9 protein-coding genes and 1 pseudogene are annotated in these 11,825 nt (G+C 68.6%); 2 read left to right on the top strand and 8 right to left on the bottom strand.

From position 1 onward, the window contains the following. Nucleotides 1-88 precede the first annotated feature (88 nt). The 8 genes from ACLJQ7_RS38065 to kdpF form a co-directional block, all read right to left on the bottom strand. Nucleotides 89-385, bottom strand: a complete 297-nt coding sequence (locus tag ACLJQ7_RS38065; RefSeq protein WP_410653040.1) for an acylphosphatase — start codon at nt 383-385, stop codon at nt 89-91. 243 nt (nt 386-628) lie between these two features. Continuing rightward, nucleotides 629-1,150, bottom strand: coding sequence for a hypothetical protein (locus ACLJQ7_RS38060; RefSeq protein WP_410653039.1), 522 nt, complete (start codon nt 1,148-1,150; stop codon nt 629-631). Between the two features lie 332 nt (nt 1,151-1,482). Beyond that, the gene (locus tag ACLJQ7_RS38055; protein ID WP_410653038.1) at nt 1,483-2,184 is read right to left on the bottom strand and encodes a response regulator; all 702 of its coding nucleotides are present in this window, start codon (nt 2,182-2,184) and stop codon (nt 1,483-1,485) included. Then, the gene (locus ACLJQ7_RS38050; RefSeq protein WP_410653037.1) at nt 2,181-4,766 is read right to left on the bottom strand and encodes a DUF4118 domain-containing protein; all 2,586 of its coding nucleotides are present in this window, start codon (nt 4,764-4,766) and stop codon (nt 2,181-2,183) included. The genes ACLJQ7_RS38055 and ACLJQ7_RS38050 overlap by 4 nt, the downstream gene beginning before the upstream one ends. Before the next feature lie 5 nt (nt 4,767-4,771). Continuing rightward, nucleotides 4,772-5,383: a potassium-transporting ATPase subunit C gene (locus tag ACLJQ7_RS38045; protein ID WP_410653036.1), complete on the bottom strand. Its 612-nt coding sequence runs from the start codon at nt 5,381-5,383 to the stop codon at nt 4,772-4,774. 3 nt (nt 5,384-5,386) lie between these two features. Further along, on the bottom strand, nt 5,387-7,480 hold the full coding sequence (kdpB, locus tag ACLJQ7_RS38040; RefSeq protein WP_410653035.1) for a potassium-transporting ATPase subunit KdpB: 2,094 nt from the start codon (nt 7,478-7,480) through the stop codon (nt 5,387-5,389). Between the two features lie 160 nt (nt 7,481-7,640). Further along, nucleotides 7,641-9,302, bottom strand: a complete 1,662-nt coding sequence (gene kdpA, locus ACLJQ7_RS38035; protein WP_410653034.1) for a potassium-transporting ATPase subunit KdpA — start codon at nt 9,300-9,302, stop codon at nt 7,641-7,643. After that, nucleotides 9,302-9,403, bottom strand: coding sequence for a K(+)-transporting ATPase subunit F (gene kdpF, locus ACLJQ7_RS38030; RefSeq protein WP_020630647.1), 102 nt, complete (start codon nt 9,401-9,403; stop codon nt 9,302-9,304). The genes kdpA and kdpF overlap by 1 nt, the downstream gene beginning before the upstream one ends. A gap of 344 nt (nt 9,404-9,747) precedes the next feature. Between kdpF and asnB the strand changes: the two genes are divergently transcribed. Continuing rightward, entirely contained in the window at nt 9,748-11,580 is a 1,833-nt protein-coding gene (gene asnB / locus ACLJQ7_RS38025; protein ID WP_410653032.1) for an asparagine synthase (glutamine-hydrolyzing), read from the top strand. Between the two features lie 25 nt (nt 11,581-11,605). Next, nucleotides 11,606-11,701 (top strand): annotated as a pseudogene (locus tag ACLJQ7_RS38020) (exodeoxyribonuclease III); the annotation flags it as partial. Between the last annotated feature and the right edge of the window lie 124 nt (nt 11,702-11,825).

Raw genomic sequence — 11,825 nt, 5'->3', positions numbered from 1 at the left:
GTCGTGCTGACCCCTCTGGCTGCGGGAACCGGTCTTTCAATCGACCCAGGCTACCTGTGTGCTCACGGTGATCGTGGGACGCGGGGCCTCAGCGCTCCACGAACCCGCGAAGCCCGCCTTTCACGGGCGACCACCGCTCGACGACGTGATCCACACTTCCGGGTGATTCCCCGGACCGCAAAACGGCCAAAAGCCGCTCACAGTGTTCGCGGTCACCCTCCGCTATCACCTCGACACGCCCGTCGGCCAGATTGCCCGCGCTGCCGACCAACCCCAGCTCAAGCGCCCGACTGCGGGTCCACCAGCGGAAACCGACACCCTGCACCCGGCCGTGGACCCACGCGGTCAGCCTGATGTGCGTTACTTCTTCACTCACGTTCCCCATCGTGCACCATGCGGACGAACGCGGAGGGTGAACACGACGTTCGCTGTAATTCGCAGCCGGTGAAGCGGCGGTGATAATCTCCGCGCCGGGTCCCCACTCGGGCTACCTCGCCCGGGTAGCCGCACTCCCCGAAGCCCCCCATCCGAGGAGCCAGCACATGCCCCGTCCCGACGGGTCTGATCCGAGCGCACGCGTGTCCGTGGCACCCCCGCGCGGCGCCACCGGCAAGCTCAACCGCGCAGGCTACGCCGTACTCGGCGTCAGCGGCCTCGTGGTGGCGACGGCCTTCGCCGCGATCGCCGAACTCGCGGGCCCCGGCGTCTCCGCCACCGCGGGCGGCACCGGCGTCCCCGGGGGCGGCCAGGGCATCGCGCCCGCCGGCATCCAGCTGGTCCCGGGCAACGCCGTCCCCGGCGGCCCGATGACCGTCAGCGGATCGCCGATCCCGGGCGCGCCCTCCAGTTCGACGGCACCGCCGACCACGGTGACGTCGGTCGGGCCGGACGGCAAGGAGACGACGAGCGTCGTCATCCCGCCTCCGCCGGTCGTGCCGCCGAACCCGAATCCCGGTCCGGGTCCCGGGCCAGGGCCGAACCCGGATCCCGGCCCGTCGAAGCCGCCATCGTCGGACCCGAAGCCCAGCACGCCGCCGCCGAGTACGACGCCCGAACCCTCGCCGACGGAAAACCCTCCGACAACGACCACCACTGGCGGCGGCGCCAGCTCCAGTGGCGCCCCGGAATCGTCGCCGGGCAAGTCCAGCATTTCGGGCACCGGCCGCAGTTAGTGCCCAGTAAGACTTCAGGTTCGTGAAGGCCTCCTTGCCTACCTTGAGGGCAGGGAAGGAGGCCTTCACTACTTCCCGGCCCGCGCAAAACCCGCCGCAGTTAGCCGACTAATTGCGGCATGGGACTCCCGGCAGGAGGTTGCGAAAGCCACTTTCGCAACGTTGAAGGTTGCGAAAGTGGCTTTCGCAACGCATCTCCCGCAGGCTTCGGCGGCGGGACCACGAGTCCGGTCCGTGAAGGCCTCCTTGAGGGACTCTGGGTCCCTCAAGGAGGCCTTCACGGAAATCCCGGTCGCCGCACCGGAAGGCATCACATTTCGAAGCGGTACCCCATCCCCGGTTCCGTCAGCAGGTGCCGCGGCCGCGAGGGTTCCGGTTCCAGCTTTCGCCGCAGTTGCGCCAGATACACGCGCAGGTAGTGCGATTCGGTCTCGTAGCTCGGCCCCCACACCTCGTGCAGCAGCTGTTTCTGCGCCACCAGACGGCCGCGGTTGCGCACCAGCAGTTCCAGCACTCCCCATTCGGTCTTGGTGAGGTGCACTTCCTTGCCGTCCCGGCGCACCTTCTTCGCCGCGAGGTCGATCCGGAACGATCCCGTGTCCACCACCGCGTCCGCACCGTCCACACCGGACGACGCCGAGCGGCGCACGGCGGCCCGCAGCCGCGCCAGCAGTTCGTCCATGCCGAAGGGTTTGGTGACGTAGTCGTCGGCGCCGGCGTCGAGGGCCTGCACCTTGTCGGCCGAGTCGCCGCGCGCGGACAGCACGATGATCGGCACGGTCGTCCAGCCGCGCAGCCCGGCGATCACCTCGGTGCCGTCGAGGTCGGGCAGGCCGAGGTCGAGCACGACGACGTCGGGTTTGGTCTCGGCGACCGCCTTCAGCGCGGCGGTCCCGTCGTGCGCGGTGATCACCTTGTAGCCGCGGGCGGACAGGTTGATCCGCAGGGCTCGCACGATCTGCGGTTCGTCGTCGACGACCAGCACGGTGGCCGACGCGGTGTCTGCGCTCATCGCACTCGCTCCTCCTCTTCGTTCTCGAGGCCCTCTTCGTCGAACGCGAGGAGGCTCTTTTCCGGATCCTGACCAACATATGCGGGCAGCGAGATGACGACGGTGAGCCCGCCGCCTGGCGTGTCCTCCGCCCGGATCCGCCCGCCCATCGCCTCGGTGAACCCCTTGGCGACCGACAACCCCAGTCCCACGCCGGGCACGCTGTCCCGGTCTCCCCCGAGCCGCTGGAACGGCGCGAACGCCGAGTCCGCGGTGCCCTTCTTGAGCCCGCGTCCGTGGTCGACGATGCGCAGCTCGACGTGGTCCGAATGCGTGCTCGCGCGGGCGGAGACCGGCTCGCCCGAAGCACCGTGGCGCAGCGCGTTGTCGATCACGTTCGCCACCACCCGTTCCAGCAGGCCGGGATCGGCACACACCGACGGCAGCCGCGAATCGATCGCGACGACGACCGATGCCGAGTTGTCCACATTGGACAGCGCGTGTGAGACGACCTCGTCGTAGCCGACCGGGCGCAGGTGGGGGCGTACCGCGCCGGTCGCCAGCCGGGAGGAATCGAGCAGGTTGTCGATCAGCCCGGCCAGCCGGTCCGCCGATTCCTCGATCGCTTCGAGCAGTTCGTCGGTGTCCTCTTCGGACAGTGAGATGTCGGTCGCGCGCAGGCTGCCGATGGACGCCTTGATCGACGTCAGTGGCGTGCGGAGGTCGTGGCCGACGGCCGACAACAGGGCCGTGCGCAGTTCGGTCGCCTCGGCCTTGCGTTCGGCACGGATGGCCGCCTTCGCCGTCCTCTGCTGCCGCAGGGCCAGCAAAGCCTGCCCTGCGACGGCTTCGAGCACTCCCCGGTCCGACGCGGGCAGCGCGCGGCCCCGCAGCGTCAGGTGGACATCGGCGGTGACCGCGATGTCGGCGTCGGCCTGGTCCGGGTCGGCGCACGGATCCGTGCCGGCGCTCGCCACCCGTTTCCACTTCCCGTCCCGCTTTTCCAGCAGGGTCACCGAAGTCAGGCCGAAGTTCTCGCGGACCTTCTCCAGCAGCCGCTCGATCGGGTTGGTGTGCGTGAGCACCGTCCGCGCGTACGAAGCGAGCAACGCGGCCTCGGTCCGCGCCCGCGCCGCCTGCGTCGCGCGCCGGGCGGCGGTGTCGACGACCGCGGCGACGAGAATCGCCACGAGCACCATCGCGATCAGCGTGATCACGTTGCGCGGCTCGTGGACGGTCAGTGTGTACAGCGGCGGGGTGAAGAAGAAGTTGAGCAGTCCCGCCGAAAGCACCGCCGCCAGGAGCGCGGGGCCGAGCCCACCCGCGAGTGCGACGAGCACGGTCGCCAGCATGTAGGCGACCATGTCGGTCGAGAAGTCGAGTTGCTCCTCCAGCATGACGCCGAGCAAGGTCGCCAGAACGGGCAGGACGAAGGCGAGTGCCCAGCCCGCCAGCCGCCGCGAGGAGGGCAGCGGGCTTTTCGCGAACCGGGCGCGCAACCGTCCGCCCGCTTCGTCGTGCGTGACCATGTGGACGTCGATCGGGCCGGACCGCTGGACCACCGCCGCCCCGATGCCCTCGTCGAACAGTCTCGCCACCCGTGACCGCCGCGAGGTCCCGACGACCAGCTGGGTCGCGTTCACCCCGCGCGCGAAGTCGAGCAGCGCGTTCGGCACGTCGTCGCCGACGACGGTGTGGAAGGTCGCCCCGACCTCTTCGGCCAGCTTCCGGTACTTGCCGACCGCCGTCGGCCCCATCCCGGCGAGCCCGTCGCCGCGCAGGATGTGCAGCACCTGCAGTTCGGCGCCCGCCCGGTTCGCGATCCGGCTCGCGCGGCGGATGAGCGTCTCGCTCTCCGGGCCGCCGGTGATGGACACGACCACCCGTTCGCGTGCTTCCCAGGTGTCGGTGATCTTCTGCTCGGCCCGGTACCGCTGCAGGGCGACGTCGACCTGGTCGGCGACCCACAGCAGCGCGAGTTCCCGCAGCGCGGTGAGGTTGCCGGGGCGGAAGTAGTTGCCGAGCGCGGCGTCGATCCGCTCGGCCGGGTACACGTTGCCGTGCGCCAGGCGCCGCCGGAGCGCTTCGGGCGTTATGTCGACCAACTCCAGCTGCTCGGCCCGCCGCACGACCTCGTCGGGCACCGTCTCCTGCTGGGTGACGCCGGTGATCCGCTCGACGACGTCGTTGAGGCTCTGCAGATGCTGCACGTTGACCGTGGACAGGACGTCGATCCCGGCGGCGAGCAGCTCGTCGATGTCCTGCCAGCGCTTCTCGTTGCGCGAACCCGGCACGTTGGTGTGCGCGAGTTCGTCGACGACGGCGACCTCGGGGGCGCGGGCGAGCAGCGCGTCGAGGTCCATCTCCTCGAACTCGTGGTCCCGGTGCGCCGACCGGCGGCGCGGGACGGTCTCGAGTCCCTCGACGAGCTCCGCGGTCTTCTTCCGCCCGTGCGTCTCGACCAGGCCGATGACCACGTCGGTGCCCCGGTCGAGGCGTCGCCGCGCCTCGCCGAGCATCGCGTAGGTCTTGCCGACGCCAGGGGCCGCGCCGAGGTAGATCCTCAGCTCACCCCGGCGCGGCTTGGTCGTGTTCTCGTCCACGTCTGTCAGTGTGCTCCTCCGGCCGCGTCGCGCACGGCCAAGTTGACCTTCAGCACATTGACGCCCGGCACACCGATCCCGGCGCCGCTCGTGTTCTCCGCCACGAGCTGCCGGACCTTCTCCTCGGGCAGGCCCGTGTTCCTGGCCACTCTCGGGATCTGAAGGCCGGCGTAGGCGACGCTGATCGCCGGATCCATCCCGGAGCTCGACGCCGTCACCGCGTCGGCGGGCACCTGCGACTCCTCGACACCCTCGCGGGCGGCGATCAGCTTCTTGCGCTCGCCGATCGCGGCGACCAGGTCCTCGTTGTACGGGCCTTTGTTCGACGCGCCGGACGACGACGGGTCGCCGGGGCCGAGGGCGTCCTTCGAGCCAGCGGACGGGCGGTTGTGGAACCAGGGGTCCTTGGCGGGGTCGGCCGCGACCGGGTCGACGCCGATCAGGGACGAGCCGACGGCCTGCCCGTCCTGGGTGATGATCGAGCCTTCGGCGTTGCCTTCGAGGCCGGGGATCCGGGCGGCCGCCCAGACGCCGAGCGGGTAGACCACACCCAGCAGGACCGTGAAGACGAGCAGGACACGCAGCCCGGCGAGGGTCTGCTTCAGCAGTGCGTTCATGGGTTACCCGATTCCAGGGATGAGACGGACGAGCAGGTCGATCAGCCAGATCCCGAGGAACGGGCTGACGATCCCGCCGAGGCCGTAGACCAGCAGGTTCCGGCGCAGCAGCGCCGAGGCCGACGACGGCTTGTACCGGACGCCGCGCAGGGCGAGCGGGATCAGCCCGACGATGATCAGCGCGTTGAAGATGACCGCCGAGAGGATCGCCGACTTCGGCGTCGCCAGCTGCATGACGTTGAGCGCGCCGAGCTGGGCGAAGATGCCGGTGAACATCGCGGGCAGGATGGCGAAGTACTTCGCGAGGTCGTTGGCGACGCTGAAGGTGGTCAGCGCGCCGCGCGTGATCAGCAGCTGCTTGCCGATCTCCACGATCTCGATCAGTTTCGTCGGGTCGGAGTCGAGGTCCACCATGTTCCCCGCCTCCTTGGCGGCGGAGGTCCCGGTGTTCATCGCGACGCCGACGTCGGACTGCGCCAGCGCGGGGGCGTCGTTGGTGCCGTCGCCGGTCATCGCGACCAGCCGCCCGCCCTCCTGCTCCTTCTTGATCAGCGCCATCTTGTCTTCGGGCTTGGCTTCGGCGAGGTAATCGTCGACGCCCGCGTCCTTCGCGATGGCCTTGGCGGTGAGCGGGTTGTCCCCGGTGATCATGACCGTCTTGATCCCCATGGCGCGGAGCTGGACGAACCGCTCCTTCATCCCGGGTTTGACCACATCGGACAACCGGATCACGCCGCGCACGAACGCCTTCGTGCCGTCGTACTCCGCGACCACCAGCGGAGTCCCGCCCTGCCCGCTGATCTCGTCGACGACGCGTTCGGTCTCGTCCGGCATCTCACCGCCGCGCTCGCGGACCCACTCGCGCACCGCGGTGGTGGCGCCCTTGCGGACCTGCCGCTCGCCGATGTCGATACCGCTCATCCGGGTCTGCGCGGTGAATTCGACGAAGTCCACGCGCTTTTCGCCGTCGGACGCGGTCTCGGCGAGGCCGTGTTCCCTCGCGACGAGTTCGACGATGCTGCGGCCTTCCGGCGTGCCGTCGGCGAGGCTCGACAACCGGGCGGCCTTGGCGATGTCGTCCATAGTGGACTGCCCGACTGGGATCAGCTCGGTGGCCTTGCGGTTGCCGAAGGTGATCGTGCCGGTCTTGTCCAGCAGCAGCGTCGAGACGTCACCGGCGGCCTCCACCGCCCGGCCGCTCGTCGCGAGCACGTTGCGCTGCACCAGCCGGTCCATCCCGGCGATCCCGATCGCGGACAGCAGCGCGCCGATCGTCGTCGGGATCAGGCAGACCAGCAACGCGGTCAGCACGATCACCGACTGCTGGCTGCCGGAGTAACCCGCCATCGGCTGCAACGCCACCACGGCGAGCAGGAAGATGATCGTGAGCGTCGAGAGCAGGATCGTCAGGGCGATCTCGTTCGGCGTCTTCTGCCGGGAAGCGCCTTCCACCAACGCGATCATCCGGTCCACAAAGGACTCACCGGGTTTGGTGGTGATCTTCACGACGACCCGGTCCGAGAGCACCGTGGTGCCGCCGGTGACCGCGCACCGGTCGCCGCCCGATTCGCGGATGACCGGGGCCGACTCGCCGGTGATGGCCGATTCGTCGACGGTCGCGATGCCCTCGACGACGTCGCCGTCACCCGGGATGACCTGTCCGGCCTCGACGACCACGAGGTCGCCGACGCGCAGGTCGGCACCCGGAACGGTCTCCTCGTCGCCGTCCTCGGTGAGGCGGCGCGCGACGGTCTCCTTCTTGCTGCGCCGCAGGGTTTCCGCCTGCGCCTTGCCCCGGCCCTCCGCGACGGCCTCGGCGAGGTTCGCGAACAGGACGGTGAACCACAGCCAGATCGTGATGAGGATGGTGAACACGCTCGGATCGGTGATCGCGAAGACCGTGGTCAGCGCCGAGCCGATCCACACCACGAACATGACCGGGTTGCCGAGCTGGTGCTTGGGGTTGAGCTTGCGCAACGCCTCCGGCAGGGAGGTCAGCAACTGGCGCGGGCTGAAGATCCCCGCACCGACCCGGCCGGTGTTCTCGACGTGGTGCTGGGAGATCTCCTCCGGGGTGCGTTCTTGAGTCATGGTCATGCGAGTGCTGTGTCCTTCGCGAGTTTGCGCGCGGCCGTGATCGCGTGGCCAGGGCGCGGTTTCCGGATGAAGCGCGAATCCGAGGTGAGAGCGTCCTGCCGCCCCGATAGCGGGGTGTGCCGACCAACGCGCGCGTGGTGGTCTCGGTGCGTGCCGCGACTCATGCCAGTGCTTCCGCTATGGGCCCGAGCGCGAGCGCCGGGATGAAGGTGAGGGCCGCGACGAGCACGATCGTGCCCGCCAGCATCGTGCCGAAGAGCGGCCCGGTGGTGGGCAGCGTGCCGGCGGTCTCCGGAACCTTCCTTTGCGAGGCAAGGGATCCGGCCAGGCACAGCACGGCGATGATCGGAATGAACCGGCCGAGCAGCATGGCGACGCCGAGCGAGGCCTGGAACCAGTCGTTCGTCACGGTGAGCCCGCCGAACGCGCTGCCGTTGTTGTTGCCCGCCGAGGCGTAGGCGTAGAGGACCTCGGAGAGGCCGTGCGCGCCCGAGTTGGTCATGGCGGCCGGGGTGTCGGCCAGCATCAGGGCGACACCGGAGCCGAGCAGTACCACCGTCGGCATCGCGAGCATCGAGACGGCCGCGCAGGTGACCTCGCGTTTGCCGAGCTTCTTCCCCAGGTACTCCGGTGTCCGGCCGACCATCAGCCCGGCGAGGAACATCGCGATCACGGCCATCACGAGGATGCCGTAGAGACCGGTGCCCACCCCGCCCGGCGAGATCTCGCCCAGCAGCATGTTGAGCAGCGTTCCCCCGCCACCGAGCCCGCTGTAGCTGTCGTGCATGCCGTTGACCGCGCCGGTCGACGTGCCGGTGGTGGCGTTGGCGAACAGCGAACTCAGGCCGATGCCGAACCGCTGTTCCTTGCCCTCCAGGTTCGCCCCGGCGGCCAGCGACGCCGGCCCGCTCGCGTTGGCCTCGGACAGCCAGGTCACCGTGAGCATCGCGGTGAAGAGCCCGGCCATCACCGAAAGCAGGACGTACCCCTGGCGGGTGTTGCCGACGAGCTTGCCGAACGTGCGGGTGAGCGAGACCGGGATGACCAAGATCAGGAAGATCTCGATCAGGTTGGTCCAGGCGTTCGGGTTTTCGAACGGGTGCGAGGAGTTGGCGTTGAAGATGCCGCCACCATTGGTCCCGAGCTCCTTGATGGCTTCCTGGCTCGCGGCCGGGGCGAGCGCGATCCTGCTCGTGCTGCCATCGGGATTGAGGACGTCGACGCCGCTCTTGAGGCTCTGCACGACGCCGAGCGCGATCAGCGTGATCGCCGCCACGAACGCGATCGGCAGCAGGATCCGGATCGTGCCGCGCGTCAGGTCCACCCAGAAGTTGCCGAGGCGGTCGGTCTTCGAGCGGACGAAGCCGCGGACGACCGCGATGGCGACCGAAAGGCCGACGGCGGCGGACAGGAAGTTCTGCACGGTCAGGCCGGCCATCTGCACGAAGTGACCCATGGTCGCTTCGGGGCTGTAGGACTGCCAGTTCGTGTTGGTCACGAAGCTGACGGCGGTGTTGAAGGCGACCGCCGGCGAGACCGGTTCCTTGCCCAGGCTCCACGGCAGGATCGCCTGGAGCCGCTGAAGCAGGTACAGGAGCACGACGGAGACGAACGAGAAGCCGATCACGGCGGACGCGTAGGTCTTCCAGTGCTGTTCCGATCCGGGGTTCACCCGGAACAAGCGGTAGAGGCCGCGCTCGGCCTTGGTGTGTTCCTCGGTCAAGAAGACCCGCGCCATGTAGTCGCCCAGTGGCCGGTAGACCACGGCGAGCGCGACGAGTAAGAGGCCGGCCTGCAAGAGGCCGGCCATGACGTCTGACATCAGAATTTCTCCGGCCTGACCAGTGCGATGAACAAATAGACGATCAGCCCCAGCGCCAGCAGTCCGCCGACGACATTGGCCACGGTTCCCGTTCCGGTCACAGCTTTTCCAGACCGCGAAGGGTCAGGGCGAGAACCACGAATACGCCGATCAGGAGCACGGCGTAGAGCAAGTCGGCCACTAGGCACCTCTCAGGACAGGTCACCCCATCGGTGACCAGGACCTCGCAACACTGCGCCTGGTCAGGCCGTTTCCGGTCGGGGACTGACGGCCTCTTGATGCCCCGATCGGGTGCCTTTACGACTTCTTGATACCCGGTGACGTGTCCCACAGACCGTGACGCACTGCGGACGGAGCGTGCAATTCGGGCAGACAAGCCCGCCGAAGCGTGTTACACCAGTGTTACGGATAGTTGTATGTGCTAACTAATCATCGGGAGGTAGCGATGTGCGGAATCGCAGGGTGGGTCTCCTTCGGCACGGACCTGACACAGCGGCGGGAGGTCGTCGACGCGATGACCGCGACCATGGCGTGCCGCGGTCCGGACGACTCGGGCACCTGGGTCCGGCCGAACGTCGCGCTGGGCCACCGGCGGCTGGCGATCATCGACCTGCCGGGTGGCAGGCAGCCGATGGCCGAAGCCGGGCTGGCCGCGATGGTCTACAGCGGTGAGGCGTACAACTTCACCGAGTTGCGCGCGGAACTTCTCAAGCGTGGCCACAAATTCGAGACCGACAGCGACACCGAGGTCGTGCTCCACGGCTACCTGGAGTGGGGCGACGAGGCCGTCGATCACCTCAACGGCATGTACGCGTTCGCGATCTGGGACGAGCGCGACGAGAAGCTCGTGATGATCCGCGACCGCATGGGCATCAAGCCGTTCTACTACTACCCGACACCAGACGGCGTCCTCTTCGGTTCCGAGCCGAAGGCGATCCTCGCGAATCCCTTGGCGCGCAAGGTGGTCGACACCGACGGCCTACGTGAGCTGATGTCCATGACCAAGACCCCGGGCTGGTCGCTGTGGAAGGGCATGCACGAGGTCGGGCCGGGCACGATCGTCACCGTCGACCGCTCCGGCATCCGGACGCGGACGTACTGGAAGCTCGACGCGAAACGGCACACGGACGACCAGGAGACCACGGTCGAACGGGTCCGCGAGCTGATGACCGACATCGTGCACCGCCAGCTGATCGCCGACGTGCCCCGCTGTGTCCTGCTGTCGGGCGGGCTCGACTCCAGTGCCGTCACCGGTCTCGCCGCCGCGCGGCTGGCCGAACAGGGTGAGCGGCTGCGCACGTTCTCCGTCGATTTCCAGGGCCAGGAGGAGAACTTCAAACCGGACGAGATGCGGGACACCCCGGACTCGCCCTTCATCCGCGACGTCGCGCAGCTGGTCGGCTCGGACCACAAGGACGTCGTGCTGAACCCGGCCGAACTCAGCGACCCCGAAGTCCGCCGCAAGGTGCTGGCCGCGCGGGACATCCCGGCCGGGCTCGGGGACATGGACACGTCGCTGTACCTGCTGTTCAAGGCGATCCGCGCGGAGTCGACGGTGGCGCTGTCCGGCGAATCCGCCGACGAGGTCTTCGGCGGATACCGCTGGTTCCACGACGAAGCCGCGGTGAATTCGGGCACCTTCCCCTGGCTCGCCTTCCGGACGGGGCTCACCAATGAACGGGGCGCCCTCCTGCGCGGCGAGATCCAGGAGAAGCTCGACCTGCCGGGCTACATCGCCGACCAGTACGCCACCGCCGTCGCCCAGGTCGAGCACCTCGACGACGAGAGCGAGCAGGACCGCAAGATGCGCACGGTCTGCAACCTGCACCTGAGCCGGTTCGTGCGGATGCTGCTGGACCGCAAGGACCGGGCGTCGATGGCCGTCGGGCTCGAGGTGCGCGTGCCGTTCTGCGACCACCGCCTCGTCGAGTACGTCTACAACACGCCGTGGTCGCTGAAGACGTTCGACGGCAGGGAAAAGAGCCTGCTGCGGCACGCGACCGAACACGTGCTGCCGGCGTCCGTGCGGGACAGGGTCAAGAGCCCGTATCCGTCCACTCAGGACCCCGGCTACGCGGCGGCGTTGCAGCAGCAGGCCAAGGAGGCGCTGACCGAACGGGACAACCCGGTGTTCGAACTCCTCGACCGCGACTGGCTGCACCGGATGTCCGAAATGGACCCGGCGACGATGCCCTCGGCCCAGCGCTCCGGGATCGACCGGGCGCTGGACCTCTACCACTGGTTCGACCTGTACCGGCCCGAACTCCAGCTCGACTGAGCACCCGGTCCGCCGCCGCCTCAGCGCCGGTGCGGTGACGGATTCCTATGTGGACCGTGAGGCGCGGAAGAGCAAGGGACCCTCGGACCACGCGCCGATCGTGGTGGATCTTTCGCTCTGAGCGGCCGGTCGGTCCAGGTGCCGTAAACGGGTTGTGACACTCCCGGAGCGCACCGGCCGTCCGGCCGACGTTGCGAAAGCCACTTTCGCAACGTTGAAGGTTGCGAAAGTGGCTTTCGCAACGC

It is taken from the genome of Amycolatopsis sp. cmx-4-54 (genome assembly GCF_046548895.1).
Taxonomy (GTDB): Bacteria; Actinomycetota; Actinomycetes; order Mycobacteriales; family Pseudonocardiaceae; genus Amycolatopsis.
This window is presented reverse-complemented; position numbering and strand designations above follow the sequence as displayed.